The 16,353-nt window shown below is 72.9% G+C and carries 15 protein-coding genes; 4 read left to right on the top strand and 11 right to left on the bottom strand.

Going from position 1 to position 16,353, the window contains the following annotated elements; all coding sequences use genetic code 11:
* Nucleotides 1-88 precede the first annotated feature (88 nt).
* Nucleotides 89-1,000, bottom strand: a complete 912-nt coding sequence (locus ACF08F_RS01975) for a helix-turn-helix domain-containing protein (protein WP_392296805.1) — start codon at nucleotides 998-1,000, stop codon at nucleotides 89-91.
* 153 nt (nucleotides 1,001-1,153) lie between these two features.
* On the opposite strand from ACF08F_RS01975, the gene ACF08F_RS01980 reads away from it, so the two are divergent.
* A complete protein-coding gene (locus ACF08F_RS01980; RefSeq protein ID WP_392296544.1) occupies nucleotides 1,154-1,756 on the top strand; it encodes an MBL fold metallo-hydrolase in 603 nt (200 codons plus the stop codon).
* A 129-nt stretch (nucleotides 1,757-1,885) separates the two neighbouring features.
* On the opposite strand, the gene ACF08F_RS01985 is transcribed toward ACF08F_RS01980, so the two are convergent.
* The 5 genes from ACF08F_RS01985 to ACF08F_RS02005 form a co-directional block, all read right to left on the bottom strand.
* A complete protein-coding gene (locus ACF08F_RS01985; protein ID WP_392296545.1) occupies nucleotides 1,886-2,092 on the bottom strand; it encodes an antitoxin in 207 nt (68 codons plus the stop codon).
* Between the two features lie 96 nt (nucleotides 2,093-2,188).
* Nucleotides 2,189-3,577 carry a serine hydrolase domain-containing protein gene (locus tag ACF08F_RS01990; protein ID WP_392296546.1) on the bottom strand — a complete coding sequence of 463 codons (1,389 nt, stop codon included), beginning with the start codon at nucleotides 3,575-3,577 and terminating at the stop codon, nucleotides 2,189-2,191.
* Between the two features lie 158 nt (nucleotides 3,578-3,735).
* Nucleotides 3,736-4,938, bottom strand: a complete 1,203-nt coding sequence (locus ACF08F_RS01995) for an NAD(P)/FAD-dependent oxidoreductase (RefSeq protein WP_392296547.1) — start codon at nucleotides 4,936-4,938, stop codon at nucleotides 3,736-3,738.
* A gap of 143 nt (nucleotides 4,939-5,081) precedes the next feature.
* The gene (gene sigJ / locus ACF08F_RS02000) at nucleotides 5,082-6,026 is read right to left on the bottom strand and encodes an RNA polymerase sigma factor SigJ (protein ID WP_392296548.1); all 945 of its coding nucleotides are present in this window, start codon (nucleotides 6,024-6,026) and stop codon (nucleotides 5,082-5,084) included.
* Between the two features lie 342 nt (nucleotides 6,027-6,368).
* A complete protein-coding gene (locus ACF08F_RS02005) occupies nucleotides 6,369-7,952 on the bottom strand; it encodes a carboxylesterase/lipase family protein (protein ID WP_392296549.1) in 1,584 nt (527 codons plus the stop codon).
* A gap of 96 nt (nucleotides 7,953-8,048) precedes the next feature.
* On the opposite strand from ACF08F_RS02005, the gene ACF08F_RS02010 reads away from it, so the two are divergent.
* Together ACF08F_RS02010 and ACF08F_RS02015 are read left to right on the top strand one after the other, a co-directional pair.
* Complete coding sequence (locus tag ACF08F_RS02010; RefSeq protein WP_392296550.1) at nucleotides 8,049-8,621, top strand: TetR/AcrR family transcriptional regulator; 573 nt, start codon at nucleotides 8,049-8,051, stop codon at nucleotides 8,619-8,621.
* Between the two features lie 129 nt (nucleotides 8,622-8,750).
* Nucleotides 8,751-9,542 carry a GNAT family N-acetyltransferase gene (locus ACF08F_RS02015; protein WP_392296551.1) on the top strand — a complete coding sequence of 264 codons (792 nt, stop codon included), beginning with the start codon at nucleotides 8,751-8,753 and terminating at the stop codon, nucleotides 9,540-9,542.
* Between the two features lie 88 nt (nucleotides 9,543-9,630).
* Here the strand turns inward: ACF08F_RS02015 and ACF08F_RS02020 are convergent, their stop codons facing one another.
* From ACF08F_RS02020 to ACF08F_RS02030, 3 genes are all read right to left on the bottom strand, one after another.
* Nucleotides 9,631-11,925 (bottom strand): DPP IV N-terminal domain-containing protein, encoded by a 2,295-nt coding sequence (locus ACF08F_RS02020; protein ID WP_392296552.1) that lies wholly within the window; start codon nucleotides 11,923-11,925, stop codon nucleotides 9,631-9,633.
* Nucleotides 11,926-11,986: 61 nt separating this feature from the next.
* Nucleotides 11,987-12,658, bottom strand: a complete 672-nt coding sequence (locus ACF08F_RS02025) for a DUF4097 family beta strand repeat-containing protein (protein WP_392296553.1) — start codon at nucleotides 12,656-12,658, stop codon at nucleotides 11,987-11,989.
* Between the two features lie 147 nt (nucleotides 12,659-12,805).
* Nucleotides 12,806-13,240, bottom strand: coding sequence for a VOC family protein (locus tag ACF08F_RS02030; RefSeq protein ID WP_392296554.1), 435 nt, complete (start codon nucleotides 13,238-13,240; stop codon nucleotides 12,806-12,808).
* A gap of 96 nt (nucleotides 13,241-13,336) precedes the next feature.
* Between ACF08F_RS02030 and ACF08F_RS02035 the strand changes: the two genes are divergently transcribed.
* The gene (locus ACF08F_RS02035) at nucleotides 13,337-14,227 is read left to right on the top strand and encodes a LysR family transcriptional regulator (RefSeq protein WP_392296555.1); all 891 of its coding nucleotides are present in this window, start codon (nucleotides 13,337-13,339) and stop codon (nucleotides 14,225-14,227) included.
* A gap of 147 nt (nucleotides 14,228-14,374) precedes the next feature.
* Here ACF08F_RS02035 and ACF08F_RS02040 read toward each other — a convergent pair whose 3' ends face one another.
* Together ACF08F_RS02040 and ACF08F_RS02045 are read right to left on the bottom strand one after the other, a co-directional pair.
* The gene (locus ACF08F_RS02040) at nucleotides 14,375-15,067 is read right to left on the bottom strand and encodes a response regulator (RefSeq protein ID WP_392296556.1); all 693 of its coding nucleotides are present in this window, start codon (nucleotides 15,065-15,067) and stop codon (nucleotides 14,375-14,377) included.
* The gene (locus ACF08F_RS02045) at nucleotides 15,064-16,350 is read right to left on the bottom strand and encodes a sensor histidine kinase (RefSeq protein ID WP_392296557.1); all 1,287 of its coding nucleotides are present in this window, start codon (nucleotides 16,348-16,350) and stop codon (nucleotides 15,064-15,066) included. Before ACF08F_RS02045 ends, ACF08F_RS02040 begins: the two co-directional genes overlap by 4 nt.
* Nucleotides 16,351-16,353: the final 3 nt, after the last annotated feature.

Here is a 16,353-nt window from a genome sequence, read left to right on the forward strand (position 1 = left end):
GCCCCGCCCGAACCAACCACCCGGCCCGAACCAACCACCCGGCCCGCACGTAACGCCCCGCCCGTGCCCCGCCTCCTCCGCCCGCCCGTCAGACGACGGTGCGGGCGAAGGCGCGTCGGTAGGAGCGGGGCGGGACGCCGCGGCGGCGGACGAACTGGGCGCGGAGCACCGCCGCGCTGCCGAAGCCGACCGCGCGGGCGATCTCCTCGACCGGCAGGTCCGTGGTCTCCAGGAGCTCCTCGGCGCGGCTCAGACGCAGCCCGAGCAGCCAGGCGTGCGGGGTGGTGCCCGTGGAGGCGGCGAAGCGGCGGGCGAAGGAGCGCCGGCTCATCAGGGCCCGGCGGGCCAGCTCGGCCACGGGCAGCGGCTCGTGGAGGTGCTCGCGGGCCCAGTCGAGGACCCCGGAGAGCCGCTCGTCCTGGCTGTCCTCGGGTACGGGGGTGGCCAGGTACTGGGCCTGCCCGCCGTCCCGGTGGGACGGGAGCACCAGGTCCCGGGCGATGGCGTTGGCCGTGGCGGCGCCGTACTCGCGGCGCAGGAGGTGCAGGCACAGGTCGAAGCCGGCGGCGGCGCCCGCGCCCGTGGCGACGCTGCCCTCGTCGACGTACAGGGCGGCGGGGTCGACGGTGACGGCCGGGTGGCGCTCGGCCAGGAGCCCGGCGAACCGCCAGTGCGTGGTGGCCCGCCGCCCGTCGAGGAGCCCGGCCGCGGCGAGCGCGAAAGCGCCGACGCAGTGGGCCGCGACGAGCGCTCCGCGCGCGTGGGCTGCGGTCAGCGCGTCGAGCACCGCGGGGGCCGGGGGCGTACGGAAGTCGGCCCAGGGCAGGGCGATGACGAGGTCGGCCGAGGCCAGCCGGTCCAGGCCGTGCTCGACGACGAGCGGCAGGCCGACATCGGTGCGGACCCGGCCCGGCCGGTCGGTGCAGAGGGCGAAGTCGAAGAGCGGCAGGCCCTGTCCGCGGGCGTCGAAGACCTCGGAGACGATGCCGGCGCCGAGCATGCCGACGCCGGACGGGGCGTAGGCGGCGACGGTGACGAAGGGCGGCACGGAAGGAGTCTGCCACGCGGCCCCGGACACACCTGGCACGATTCACGCGATCGCTGGCAGCACGGCCACTCGTGAAGGGCCCGCCGGACGCGAAGACTTGGGGCCATGAACACCAACGACGACGCGCCCCTCGGCCGCACCGCCCGCTACACCGTCCTGACCACCGGCTACACCCTCTCCACCGGCCCCGGGGTCGCCGCCACCGTCTCGTACGTCCACGACGGCGACCGGCACGTGATCGTCGACCCCGGCATGGTCGCCGGCCGCGACCGGATCCTCGGCCCGCTGGCCGAACTGGGCCTCGGACCCGACGACGTCACCGACGTCGTCCTCAGCCACCACCACCCCGACAACACCATGAACGTCGGCCTCTTCGGCCGGGCGCGCGTCCACGACCACAAGGCGATCTACGAGAACGACCAGTGGACCGACCGGGACGCCGAGGGGTACGAACTCACCCCGTCGCTCCGCCTGATCCGCACCCCCGGCCACAGCCGCGAGGACATCACGCTCCTCGCGGGCACCGAGACCGAGGTCGTCGCCTTCGTGGGCGACCTCTGGTGGCGGCCGAACGGCCCGGTGGACGACCCGGTCGCCCCGGACCACACGGTCCTGCGGGACTCCCGGCTCCGTGTCCTCGGCGCAGCCGACGTGATCGTCCCGGGCCACGGCCCGGCCTTTCCGGCGGACGACACGGCGCCGCGCTGACCGATCCGATCCACCGGCCGACCCGCTCACCCACCGACCGAGAAACGCTTCTTCCGCAACACGACGAGCCCCGGGGTTCCCACCCCGAGGCTCGTCGGATTTCCGCCGTTCCGGCGTATGGCAAGAGGGCTACTCCCTGGTGGGCGGCGGCTGCTGTGGCGGCTGCTGCTCCTGCGTGCCCAGCTGCTCGTGGATCTTCTGCTGGGCCGTGTCCACCTGGCTCCTGTACTTGCCGCCCGTCTTGGCGTCGACGGCGTCGCCCGCCTTCTCGACGCCCTGACGTGCGACGTCCTCATGGCCCTTGATCATGCCCTTGAGCTTGTCGAGCATGGACATGGAGTGTCCTCCTCACGAAAAGCCGACGCACTCAGCATCCCGGTGAACTGGCACTTCCGCATCCTGGCCGCGCCTCGGCGTCTCCGCCCCGGTCCGTCACGCGGCGGGCGCCGCGACCCGGGTGAAGAGGCGGCCCGCGAGGTCGGCCCCGGTGATCGTCCCGCTGTCGTCGCGGGTGAAGAAGCCGCGCTGGCCCTGGAGGCCGCCGCCGGTGACGATGTACTCGTCGCCGTCGCCGGGCAGCAGGCCGAGACCGGCCGCCGGGAGGTCGGCGGGCATCTCCTCGTCGGAGGCCGCGCGGAGTGCGGGCTTGATCGCGCAGGCGATGGTCAGCCCGGAGGCCTCGGCGGCGATGCTGACCGTCATCACCTCGTTCGCGTACTCCCCGACGAGCTCGTCGGCGCGCGCCGGGTCGTGGGGCAGCGGCTCCGGGTCGCGCTCGATGACGCCGAGGTAGTGCTCCAGCGCCCAGCGCACGACGGCCCGGTTGAGCGCGAGGCCGCTGTCCGGGCCTTCGTTGGAGGCCACGACGACGGCGAAGTCGCGCTCGGGGACGAGGACCAGCTCGGCGAACTGGCCGCTGGCCGAGCCGCCGTGCTCGACGACGCGGACGCCGTCGGTGTCCCGCAGGAACCAGCCGATGCCCATGGCGTCGCCGAGCGAGGTGCCCCGCAGCCGGACCGTCGGCTGCTGCATCCGGTGCACGGCCTGCGGGGGCATGACGCGGGCGCCGGAGTCGGAGCGGCCGAGCCAGAGGTGGAAGCGGGCCCAGCGCAGCAGGTCGTCCATCGAGGACAGGGCCCCGCCGCCGGGGTTGTTGGCGCGGCTCTCCTTCCACGGCGCGAGCGCCGCCAGGGTGCCGTCCTCCTCGCGGTGGTGGGAGGCGGAGGAGCCGAGGGCGAGGGCCTCGTCGAGCGAGTACGTGGTGCGCCGCATGCCCAGCGGCTCGAACAGGAGCCGGGAGACGGCCTGTTCGAAGGGCAGGCGGGTGACGTTCTCGATGATCCGGCCGACCAGGTTGTACCCGGTCTGGCTGTACGAGGACCGGGCGCCGGGCGGGCCGATCAGCTCCGACTCCGCGAGCCGCGCCACATAGGCGGCCAGGGCGTCGTCGCCCTCACCGGTCTCGGCGCCGAACCGCCAGTCGAGTCCGGCGGTGTGGTTGAGCAGCTGGAGCACGGTGATCTCCGCGGCGGTCCGCTCGTCGGCGAGCACGAGCTCGGGGACGTACCGCCGTACGGGGGCGTCCAGTTCGACGTGTCCGTCGGCGACGAGCCGCATCAGGGCGGTCGCGGTGAACGACTTGGAGACGGAGCCCACCAGGAAGGGGGTGTCCTCCCGGACGGGCACCGGGGCGTCGACGCTCGTGACGCCGTGGGAGGCGAAGATCTCCCGCGTGCCGTTCCAGATCCCGACGGACACCCCCGGGACGCCCAGCTCGGCGGCCTTCGTCTCGATGAACAGGGCCAGCTTGTCCTGCGCCATGACGTTGCTCTCCTTCGGCCGCTCCGCGGCGTCGACGGGGTGCACCGCGCATCACTTGCACGGTGTTCAAGTGGGAGCCTACGCCCACACTTGAACACCGTGCAAGTAGTTTCCTGAACTAAGTGCAAGTCCTTGTCGGGGACGGCCGCGAGAGGGGCTCAGGCCGCCGCCTCCGCGGGGGTGAGGCTCGCGGCGGCCTGCGGGGCGACGCGGCGGCGGCGGGTCGGCATGCCCAGGGTCGGGTTGGCGGCGCCCCACGCGGCGCCCTTGCAGATCAGCTCCTTGACGCGGGCGGCCATGCGGCCCGTCAGCGCCTTCTCGACCGCCTGGTCGTCGGAGGTGACGAACTGGATCAGGGCCTCGCTGCGGCCGAGCGACATGCACTGCGCGGTGTAACCGATGTCCGTGTGCGGGACCTTGGTGCCGGTCAGCCGGGCGGCGATGGCGTCCGCGGCCTGCCAGGCCATGGGGACGCCCGAGGCGCAGGACATGCGCAGCGGCTTGTCGCCGGCCCCGAGCGCCATCGCCGCGTCGCCGATGGCATACACGTCCGGGTGGGAGACCGAGCGCATCGTGCCGTCGACCACGATCCGGCCGCCGTCGGTGAGCTCCAGGCCGGTGGCCCCGGCGATCGGGTGCACGGCGAAACCGGTGGTCCAGACGGTGACGTCGGCGGGTACGGTCCGGCCGTCGGCGGTCGTCACGCGGTCCGCCTCCACGGCATCGACCGCGGCGTGTTCGTGGACCGTGATGCCGAGCTTGTCCACCACCTTCCGCAGGTGGGCGCGGCCCTTCTCCGAGAGCCAGTCGCCGAGCGCGCCGCGGGTTACCAGGGAGACGTCGAGGTCCGGGCGGGCCTCGGCGATCTCCGTCGCGCCCTCCAGGCCGGTCAGTCCGCCGCCGACCACGACGACCGGCCGGCCGGCGTCCAGGGCGGCCAGGCGGTCGCGGAGGCGGAGGGCGCCGGGGCGGCTGGAGATCTCGTGGGCGTGCTCGGCGGTGCCGGGGACGCCGCCGTCGTTCCAGCCGCTGCCCAGGGCGTAGACGAGGGTGTCGTACGCGAGTTCCTCCTGCCCGGGACCGTCCGTGGCGGAGACCGCCACCGTCTTGCGGTCCACGTCCACGGCGGTGACCTTCGCGAGCTTCAGCTCCACGCCCGTGCCGGCGAACATCTCGTCGAGCGGCCGGGGCTTCAGCTCCTGGCCGGCCGCGATCTGGTGCAGCCGGACGCGCTCGACGAAGTCGGGGTCGGCGTTCACGAGGGTGAGGGTGACGTCCTCGCGGTGCAGCCGCTTGGCGATGCGGCCGGCGGCGGCGGCACCGGTGTAGCCGGCTCCGAGGACGACGATGCGGTGCTCCATGTCCGTGCTCCTGTCTGGGCGGTCCGCCGGTGGCCGGCGTGGTGTCGCCGTTGTCCGGCGGGGTTTCGCACCTTGAACCGGACAGCCCCGCGATTCCTGACAGGATCGGGGTGTGACCTGGGTCACATCCCGATCGGAGGGTGTCAGAGGGTGTGGATCGGGCCCCCCGGGTGCTCCGTGGCGGCCCACAGCTCGGTCGCGCGGACGAGCTTGTCGGGGTTCACCTGGTTGCGGAGCGCCACGATGCCCTCCGGGCCGACCTCCAGGCAGGTGATGCCGACGACCCGGCCGTCGACGACCGCGACGATCGCCGGCCCGCCGTTGGCGGTCGTCGCGTAGATCTCGGCGGTGCCGCCGAGGAGGTTCTGCTTGGCCTTGCTGGGCTTGAACAGCCCGCGCATGAACGTGGCGACCGCCAGTGCCCCCTCGAAGGCCTTCGCCCGGGCCGGGACCTTGCCGCCACCGTCGCCGACCGAGACGGCGTCCTGGGTGAGGAGCCGTACGAGGGGTTCCGTACGGCCGCTGGTCGCCGCGGCCAGGAACTCCTCGACGATGCGCTGCGCCGAGGCCTCGTCGATCTCGGTGCGGGCCTTGCCGTCCGCGACGTGCTTCTTGGCGCGGTGGTAGATCTGCTGGCTGGCGGCCTCGCTGATGTCCAGGATCTCGGCGATCTCCCGGTGCGGGTAGTCGAAGGCCTCCCGCAGCACGTACACCGCCCGCTCGTTGGACGACAGCCGCTCCAGGAGGACGAGGACGGCGTACGACACCGACTCGCGCTGCTCCGCGGTGTCGGCCGGGCCGAGCATCGGGTCCCCGGCGAGCAGCGGCTCGGGAAGCCACCGCCCCACGTACGTCTCGCGCCGGGCGCGCGCCGAAGTCAGCTGGTTGAGGCAGTAGTTGGTGAGGACCTTCGTGAGCCAGGCCTCGGGCACCTCGATCCGCTCGACGTCGGCCGCCTGCCAGCGCAGGAACGTCTCCTGCGCGGCGTCCTCCGCCTCGCTCGCCGAACCGAGCAGCCGGTAGGCGATGGCCTCCAGCCGGGGCCTCGCGGCCTCGAACCGGTCCACGTCACTCATGATCAGCGCCATGCCCGCGATCCTAGGCGCCCCTGCCGCGGAACGGCAGGCCCGGGGAGGAGGGCCGGGACCCGGACGGCCGGACCCGGTGGGTCCACGTGGAGCAGCCGGGACGCGGTCCGTCCCGCCCGGGGGCGCGGGCCGTGATCGTCTGAAGAGGGCGGGACACCCGGCAGACGACCGCCCGACCGACCCCTGGGGCTCGACCATCGTGAGCCCCGGCTGGCGGAGGCCTCCCCGGCCATCCCGCGCATCGTGCACTGGCTCATGGTCGCCGCCCTGGCCGCGACCATCGGCGCCTTCGCCTTCGCCTTCGCCTTCGGCCTGCCGGCCCGGCGACCCGGCGCATCGGGGTCAGCCCCGGCCGAGGCTCTTCCAGAACGCGTAGTCGTGGTCTCCGGCGAACTCCGTGCGCCTCCACGGCCCCGAGGCCAGCGACTGGACGTGGCCACCGCTGCGGAAGCCGGGCCAGTCCGTCCTGCCGGTCCTGGCGAAGGCGACCCAGGTGTCCGTCATCCGTTCGGCGAGCGCGCGCTGCTTCTCCGTCGGCTTCTCGAACAGGGGGGTCCTGAAGTCGAAGAGGTAGGGCAACTCCGCCATGTGCTGGGCCCGCGGCGCGAAGCTGGGGGCCTTCAGCCCCGCCCACCACGGCGTGTCCCGTTCGCTGAACTCGAACATCCGGGTCGGCGTCCACCGCGACAGAAGCCTGGCGGTGTCCAACGTCGGGACCGACCAGGCGTGGTCGGTCCGCACGGTGGCCAGGGCCTCGCCGGCCGAGCCGAAGCGGCTCAGGGGGTAGCGGGCCAGTACCGCGTCGGCCCGGACGCCGAACTCCGCCCGGATCGTGGGTTCGTACTCCTCGGCGGGCATGGGGCCGGACACCAGCTCCTGACCGAGGACCATGCCGCGCTCCTCGTCGTGGTTGACGCCGACGAGGACGGGGACACGGTTGAACCGCCCGCTCCGCAGGGCCTCGGCGGGGGTCAGCGGCAGCAGGTCCGTTCCGGCGATCGGGCGCGGCTCCTTCCAGGTCCCGTACGCCTCCATGAGGGTGGCCGCGTCCGTACGGCGCAGGCAGGCCTCCGCGTGCTCCTCCTCCGTGCACGCGTGGGTGGTCCGCAGGTACGTCAGGACGGCCTCGGCCTCGTCCTCTGCCGCCTTCCTGGTGCGGGAGCCGCCCGTGGCGCAGGGCGCGCTCTGCACGATCGCGCGGTGGAACAGGCCGGCGGACTTCGGTGAGGCGAGGTGGCCGCAGACGCTGTAGCCGCCGCCGGACTCGCCCATGACCGTCACGTTCGCGGGGTCGCCGCCGAATGCGTCCGCGTTGGCGCGGACCCAGCGCAGCGCGGCCTGCTGGTCCTCCAGGCCGAGGCCGCCGGAGGTCCTGAGCGAGGGATCCGCCAGAAAACCCATGACGCCCAGCCGGTAGTTCACCGTCACGACGACCGCGCCCTCGGAGGCCAGCCGCTCGGCGCCGTAGAGGTCGCCGTGGCCGAACATCAGGCTGCCGCCGTGGATCCACACGATCACCGGCCGCTTCCCGTTCCCGGTCCGCTGCGTGGGGGTCGTGACGTTCAGGTAGAGGCAGTCCTCGGACGTGCTCGGGGTTCCGATGGGCAGCCCCCGCGGCTGGGCGCAGGGGGACCCGGGCGCGGTCGCCTCGCGTACGCCGCTCCAGGACGCGGCGGGCCGCGGCGAGGCCCAGCGCAGACCGCCCACCGGCGGTGCGGCGTAGGGGATTCCCTGGAAGCTGCGCACTCCGTCGCTGTCGGCGCTGCCGCGGACGGAGCCGCCGGTGGTGACGACGACCGGACCACCGGTGCCCGCCGCCTGCGCGGGGGTGGCCGAACCGGCGCCCAGACCCACGCCCGTGCCCAGTGCGGCCAGCGTCAGAGCAGCTGCGACGAACCTCTTGGAAACGTTCCTGGTGTGTCTCATGGCGGGAACGCTACGCATTTTCACTCGATCGTGCAATACGTTTGTATAACTCGATCGTATGAGGCGTTCGTGTGATGTCCCCGCTAGGCTCCGGGCATGGGAAACCGTGAAGCGCTGCTCATCGGAGCCAAGGCCTGCCTGCGGGAAAAGGGGTACGACCGCACCTCCGTGCGGGACATCGCCGCGGTCGCCGGCGTGAGCACGGCCGCCGTCGGCTACCACTACGGCTCCCGGGAAACGCTGCTCAACCAGGCCCTGTTCGAGATCCTCGACGAATGGGGCGACGCGATGGGCCGGGCGCTGGTCCCCGACGCCGACGGCTCGTCCCGGGCGCACTTCGAGCGTGTCTGGGAGAGCCTGATCGAGGACTTCGGGGCACACCCCGACCTCTGGCTCGCCTCGGTGGAGCTGTTCATGCAGGCCCAGCGACAGCCGGAGCTGCGGGTGGCGCTGGCGGACGGCACCGCTCAGGGCAGGCGCGGCATGGCGGCGATTCTGGACGGCGTCCCGGAGGCGGAGGTGCGGGAGACCTCCGTCCGCACCCTCGGCACGGTCCAGCTCGCGCTGGTGTCGGGGGTGATGCTGCAGTGCCTCGGCGACCCGGCGACCGCTCCCACGGCCGCGGAGGTCCTGGAGGGAATCAGGGCGCTGGCGGCCGTGGCGCGCTGACGGACCCGGTCGTCGGCCCGGGTAGAGGAACCCAGTGGTCGGCTCGCGTAGAGGACCTGATCGGTCCCGTGTGCCCGACCCGTGCAATCCGCCTGTGTGGGGGCCGAGTTGAGCACTACCGTAGGCGCAATGACGACAAGATCCACTTCTGCCGAACCGTCCCTCTCCGTGACCTTGGCCGAGGCGCCCGCGCGTCAGGCCCGTAACTCCGCCGCCTTCTGGACCGCGACCGGCATCGGCCGGGGGCACGAGGTCGTCCGGCGCCGCGGGTTCGTCGCGGTCGAGGGCGACGAGCGCGCCGGTACCCGGATCCTGGTCCAGGAGCCGGACCTCGACCCGGACGAGGTGGCCGAGCTGGGCGAGGTGGTGCACCGGGCGGCGGGCGCGGTGAACGTCGAGGACCCGTTCAGCTCGACCGACCTGGGCCACCTGGCCCTGCGCAACTGGCAGATGCCGGTCATGCTGCGGCAGCCCGGTCCCGTCGGCGAACCGGCGCTTGAGGTGATCAGGGCGCGGCGGCCCGAGGACCTCCAGGCGGCCGAGCGGATCGTGATCGAGGGCTTCGAGCTGGACGGGTTCACGCCGCACCGCCCCGGCGAGCTGTTCCCGGCGGAGCTGATCGAGCAGCCGGGCGTGGACGTGTTCGTCGCCCTGTGCGACGGCGTCCCCGCGGGGGCCTGCGTCAGCGTCGTGGACGACGGCATCGGCAGCCACTACTGGGTCGGTACGGCGACGGAGTTCCGCTCGCGCGGCGTGGGCCGGGCCGTCATGCTCGGCTCCCTCGCCCACCTGGCGGACCTGCCGCTCACCCTCACCTCGTCGAAGCTGGGCAGGCCGCTGTACGAGTCGCTGGGCTACGTCGCCGCGGCGCCCTCGACCTGGTGGGCCTCGCTGCCCACGACTCCGTCGCCCTCGACGTGACGTGACATGACGCCGGACGACACCCCGGGAGCCCGCGCGCGCCGACCGGCGGGTCGTGGCGCGCCCGGGCCCGGGGGTGTCCAGCCGGTCAGGCGAACAGCTCGGCGAGCATCTCGGGGCTGATGGGGATGGGGGCGGGACGGTAGGCCGGGGGCCGGGTGTCCGTCAGCTCGCGGACGAGGAAGTCCCAGCAGCGCTTGCGGACGTGCGCCAGGTGGTCGATGAACGTGTGCTCGGCCCCGGGGACGACGAACAGCTCGACGTCCTTGTCCGCGGCGATGAGCCGGTCCGCGAGCCGCAGCGAGTGGTCCGGGTGGACCTGGTCGTCCATCTCGCCGTGCACGAGCAGCAGTTTGCCCGCCAGCCGGTCCGCGAGGTGCAGGTTCGAGGTGCGGGCCCACGCCTCGGGGGCGTCGGCGCCGTCGTACGTCTCCACGAAGCCCAGGTTGAAGTGGGGGGCGTCGTGCGAGCCCGAGAGGGCGACTCCCGCCTTGAACAGCTCGGGGAAGTCCAGCATCGCGCGGGCCGCGGCGAAGCCGCCGCCGGAGTGGCCGTACACCCCCAGCCGGTCAAGGTCCATCCACGGCCGGGTCTCCGCCAGCTGCCACAGCGCCGCGACGTGGTCCTCCAGCCCGCCCGCGTCGCCGAGCCGCCCGTAGGAGGCGTCGTGGAAGGCCTTGCTCCGCCCCGGGGTGCCCCGCCCGTCCAGGGCCACCACCACGAAGCCGAGCGCCGCGAGGGGTTCGGCGTCGAGGCCCATGCCGCCGGGGTCGAAGCAGGGGGTGACCCTGTTCACCTGGGGGCCGGGGTAGACGTTGTCCACGACGGGGTAGCTGTGGGCGGGGTCGAAGGCACGCGGCCGGTACAGCACGCCGTACAGATCCGTCACCCCGTCGGCCGCCTTGACGCGGAACCGCTCCGGCGGCGTCCAGCCGGTCGCGGTGAGCCTGTCGATGTCGGCGCGCTCCAGCTCGACCAGGACGCGCCCGGTCCAGTCGCGGACGCGGGTCACCGGCGGGGTGTCGACGGTGGACGCGGAGTCGAGGAAGTACGCGTCGCCGGGGGCCGGGACGACCTCGTGGTCGAGCGCGTCGTCGGTCAGCACGGCGAAGCCCGAGCCGTCGAGGCCGACCCGGCACACCGTGCGCCGGTACGGGTCCTCGGCGACGAGCCCGGAGGCGGTGAAGTACACGACCCGCGCGGCCTCGTCGACCCGCAGGATCCGCCGTACCGCCCACTCTCCGGAGGTGACCTGCCCGAGCAGCGCGCCGGTGGCCAGGTCGTAGCGGTACAGGTGGCCCCAGCCGTCCCGCTGGGAGTACCAGAGGACCTCGTCGGCCAGGATCCTGACGATCGGCGGCTCGTACAGCCACTGGTTGGGCTCGACACGGGTGCGGCCGGTCTCGTCGAGGACCGTGGTGACCTCGCCGGTGGCCGCGTCCAGCCGGTACAGGGTGAGCGTGCGCAGGTCGCGGGGCCGGCCGAGGTAGTACACCGCGGAGCTGTCCTCCGCCCACCACGCCCACTTGATCGTGATCGGCGACAGCTGCGGCATGAGCAGCGGTTCGGCCTGCGCGCGGACGACCGTCCCCGCGGCGACGTCCAGCACGACGAGCTCGGCCAGGGGGACGTGCTCGTCCCCGGGGTGGGCGTACCGCTGGGTGTGCAGGACCGGGGCCCCGCCGCCGGCGGGAGCGGCCTCCACCAGGTGGGTCCGTCGGACCTCGCGCTCGTCGGTGCGGTGGGCCAGCACCTTCGTCGAGTCGGGCGACCACGACACGGCGGGCGGCAGGTACGGCAGGCCGATCTTGCGCAGCAGGGTGCCGTTCGCCGTGCACTCCGGGCCGGTGCCGTACTGGTGGCCGGGCGCGCCGTCGGTGGTCAGCGCCCACTCGCGGCCGTCGGACAGCGAGCGCGCCCACAGGTCGTGCCCCCGTCGGGACACCGCGGTCTTCCCGTCGGGCGACGGTACGTCGAGGGGGCTGCCCGGCGGCGTGAACTCGGCCCGTTCGCAGGTGTAGTCGTCGAGGCGGCAGCTCCAGTACTCGCCGAACGCGTCGAACGCGACGGTGTCCCCGGCCGGGGCTATCGCCGTGACCGGCAGGAACTCGGGGTCGACCTGCTGCCCGGTGGCGGCGCCGAGCGCGGCGGCGAGCCGCGCGTGGTCGAAGGCCGGTTCGCGGGTGCCCGTCGCCGGGTCGACCAGCACGAACCGCTTGCCGGCGCCGTTGCCCACCGCGTACCAGAAGCGGGCGCCTCCGTCGATCCACTGCGGCCGGACCTTGTCGCCGACGACGAGCTCGCCGGGACGGGCGGGCCGGCGCAGGAGCTGCTCGGCGGCCTGGTAGTCCTGGGTGGTGATGGTGCGGGTCGTGCGCGTCACGCTGGTACTCCTTCAGAGGCTGCGGTGCTGCGGTAGCTGCGGAGGCTGCGGAGGGGGGCGGTCAGTTGCTGCGGGCGGTGATGTCGCCGTAGGAGGTGGTCGCCTGGATGTGCAGGGCCGCGGCGTCGCCCTCGGTGTTGCGGAGGGAGTTGTGGATCCGGCCGTAGGAGGTGCCGGCGTCGAGGGAGGCGGAGACCCCGGGGGCGGCGCCGACCGTGATCGGGCCGTGCTCGGTGCTCAGGGTGACGGTGCCCGTCACGGCCTCGGCGATGTGGAGGGCACCCTTCTGCGTGGTGATGTGGGCGGGGCCGCCCAGGCGGCCGACCGTGACGTCGCCGGCGAGGAGGGTGAGGCGGGCGCTCGCGGTCTCGTCGAGCGTGACCGTGGCCCGCGCGCTGTCGAAGGTGACGTCGCCGAGCCGGCCGGCGCCCTGGAGCTCGGCGTCGGCGGTCTTCGCCTCGACGCGGGAGCCGGAGGGCAGTTCGACGGTCACGGCGACGGCGCCGGTCTCGCCGAGGAGCTGGTTCTTCGCGGCGGGGGCGGAGACGCGCAGGACGCCGTCGCCGTACTCGACGAGGGTCTCCTGCACGGCCCGCACGTCACGGCCCTTCGCGGCGTCCGCGGGCAGGACCTCGACGGCGGTGTCGGCGCGGTCGGTGGCGACGATCCGGATGCGTCCGGCGGGGATGTCGAGGACGGCGGTGATCGGGGCGGGGGTGTCGAACTTCGGCATGGTGTCCTCCTGTGACTCGTTCTTTCCGATGAGGGAAAAGCTACGTTGCGTTTGCTGTATCGTCAACGAAGGGGGTGCGTGAACTCGGTATATGTGCAGGTAGATGCGGCAAAATCATTGCGTTGATTGACAGGCTCAATGCAACGGCTAGGCCTCGATCGTTGCGTTGATCTCGCTGTGTCCGTACGCCTCCGGGGCGCCGGCCGGCGGTGTCCATGCGGCGATCCGGACCACGACGCCGTTGGGATCGACGAGCCGGAACGACCGCTCGCCCCACGGCTCCCGGCGGATCCCGGCGGCGGGGGCGACCCCCTCGCGACGCAGACGCGCGTACTCGGCGGTGACGTCCGTGACGGTCAGGGTCACGGCGACATCGGCCGGCCCCTGGCCCCGCCGGTCCTGCGGAGGCAGCTCGGGGTCGCGGGCCGACAGGGCGATCTCGACCGAGGTGTCGTCCCGGCGGAGACAGACGTACCCCTCCGCCGACTCGACCTCGCGGAAGCCCAGGTGGGTGGCGAAGAATCGACTGGACGCACTGACGTCCTGCACCGTCAACGACAGCTGCGTGGCGACGACATTCATGAAGCGATCTTCAGCGTGGACAAGAAGATGATCAACGGTCGATCATGCAACGGTGGTTAATGCGGGGGTTAACGAACAAACGGGGCGTGGGGGCGCGTGGAACTACGCGACATCGAGATCTTTCTGACGCTGTCCGAGGAGCTGCACTTCGGCCGCACGGCCGAGCGGCTGCACGTGTCGGCGGCGCGAATCAGCCAGGCGATCAAGAAGCAGGAACGGTCGATCGGGGCGGAGCTCTTCGAGCGGACGAGCCGTCAGGTGCGGCTCACACCGGTGGGCGAGCAGCTGCTGGGCGATCTGCGGCCGGTGTTCCAGGGCCTGAAGGCGAGCGTGGACCGGGCGCGGCTCACCGCCCAGGGCAAGACGGACGTCCTGCGGATCGGCCTCATGGTCACCAACGGCCACGAACTGCGGCCCTTCTGGGACGCCTTCCGCTCCCGGCACCCCCAGTGGGGCCTCCGGCTGAGCCACAACGGCTACATGGACCCGTTCGCCCCGCTGCGCAACGGCGACATCGACCTGCTGCTGTCCTGGCTCCCGGTGGAGGAGCCCGACCTGACCGTGGGGCCGGTGCTCTTCACGGAGCCCAGGGTCGCCCTCGTCGCCGCCGACCACCGTTTGGCCGGCCGCTCCTCGGTCACCCTGGAGGCCTTCGCGGACCACGGCGTCCTGGGGCCCGAGGGCTTCCAGCCCGACTACTTCCAGGAAGCCTTCCTGCCGCACTCCGCGCCCAGCGGCCGTGCCATCGAGCGGAAGTTCCTCGTCACGACGCTGGACCAGCTGTACACGTACGTCGCCGACGGGGACGTCGTCCACCTCCTCGGCAACCAGGTCACCCGCTTCTACGCCCGCCCCGACGTCGCGTACGTCCCGGTGCGCGACGTCCCGCTCCTGCGGTGGGGGCTGGTCCACCGGGCGGACAACGACAGCCCGATGGTGGCGGCGTTCACGCGCATCGCCCGCGAGCTGGGGGCGATGGCGCTGTGAGGTGACGGCGCCCGTGGGGACGATGGCGCCGTGAGGTGACGGCGCCCGTGGGGACGATGGCGCCGTGAGGTGACGACGCCCGTGGGGAAGTGACGATGGCAGTGTGAGGTGACGACGAAGGCCGGTAGGTCATGGCGTGAGGCTTCGTCAGCCGGTGCCGCCGCCCACCCGGGCCAGTCCCAGCTCGTAGGCCGCGATCACGGCCTGTGCCCGGTCGCGCAGCTCCAGCTTGGTGAAGAGCCGGTTGATGTGGGTCTTCACCGTGTGGTCCGTGATCGTGAGGCGGTGCGCGATCTCCGCGTTGGACAGCCCCCGGGCGATCAGCGCGAGCACCTCCGCCTCGCGTGCGGTGAGTTCGCCCACGGAGCGGACCGGCGGTCGCGGGGTCCGCGCGTGCACGAACTCGCCGATCACCCGCTTGGTGATCTCGGGCGAGAGCAGGGCGTTCCCGGCCGCCACCACCCGTACCGCGTGCAGCAGTTCGGGGAAGGTGGCGTCCTTGAGGAGGAAGCCGCTCGCGCCGGCCGCGAGGGCGTCGTACACGTACTCGTCGAGGCCGAAGGTCGTCAGGATCAGGACCTTGGTCGTGTTCCCGGCCCCGGCCAGGATCTCGCGGGCCGCCTCGATGCCGTTCATGCGCGGCATCCGGATGTCGAGGAGCACGAGGTCCGGCCGGGTCTCGGCGGCGACGCGCACCGCCTGCACGCCGTCCTCGGCCTCGCCCACGACCTCGATGTCCTCCTGGGTGCCGAGGAGGTTGACGAAGCCCGTGCGGACGACCGCCTGGTCGTCGGCCACCACCGCCCTGATCACACCCGTCTCCTTCTCCGTGCCGGTCACGCGGTCCCCCAGGGAAGCTCCGCCTCCACCAGGAAGCCTCCGTCCGGGCCCGCGCCCGCGCTGAGCCGGCCGCCGACCAGGGCCGCCCGCTCCCGCATCCCGGTCAGCCCGTGGCCCGCACCGGAACCCGGACCGGAACCCGGACCGGAACCCGGACCGGAACCCGGACCGGAACCCGCACCGGAACCCGCACCGGAACCTGCACCGGGACCGGGACCGGCGACCGGACCCGGGCCGTCGTCGTGGACGCGCAGGGTGAGCAGCCGGTCCGCGCCGTAGTCGATCTCCACCACGGTACGGGCGCCGGGCGCGTGCCTGCGGACGTTGGTCAGCGCCTCCTGGGCGATGCGGTACGCGGACAGCTCCCACGCCGCGGGCAGCGGAACCCGCTCCCCGGTGATCCTCAGCTCCGCCTCGCCGCCCACCGCCCGGTGCTGGTCGACCAGTTCGGCGAGACGGTCGAGCGTCGGCTGCGGGGCGGTGAGGGCCGTGTCCCCCTGCCCCTGGGGGGTGCGCAGGACGCCGAGGAGACGGCGCAGTTCGGCCATCGAGGAGCGGGCGGTGCCGGCGATCTGCTGGAAGCCGTCGCGGGCCTCGGGGGTGAGCCCCGGGGTGGTGTACGTGGCGCTCTCGGCCTGCACGGCGATCATCGACACCGAGTGCGAGACGATGTCGTGCAGTTCACGGGCGATGGCCGCCCGCTCGGCCTCGGCGGCCTGCTGCCGCTCCATGGCGATCAACTGGGCCTGAGCCAGGTCCCTTTCGTTGCGGGACTCCTCCCGGGAACGTACCGCGTCACCCATCATGACGGCCCCGAAGACGACCACGCTCAGCAGGAACGACTCGGCGAACAGGCTGAGCGACCCCTTCTCCCAGAGCGCGGGCACCGGCAGGTCCATCCGCGACCAGGTGTTGATGTGCACCAGGTTCACGCACAGCGCCCCGAGCGCGGCTCCCGTCACGGTCAGCGCGGGGTGCAGCACCCGGGTGCGGCCCAGGGTGTAGCAGCCGACCAGCCCGCTCGCCATGATCGAGACGTACAGGCTGACGTCGCCGGCGAAACCGAGCAGACCCGCGGCGACCGTGAGGACCGCGACGGGCGGGAAGGACCGCCGCCACATCAGCGAGGCGGAGGAGACGAGGACCCCGATCGTGGTGGTCACGGATCCGGGAAAGGCGATCAGCTCCGCCACGGCACCGACGGTCAGGGCCCCGCCGGTGACCCAGGGGTAGGCGGGTGCGGCGACCCAGATACGGAACCGCTGCTGGAGGGGCGTATTCATACG

Origin of the sequence: Streptomyces sp. NPDC015130 (assembly GCF_043080005.1) — a bacterium.
Lineage (GTDB): Bacteria > Actinomycetota > Actinomycetes > Streptomycetales > Streptomycetaceae > Streptomyces.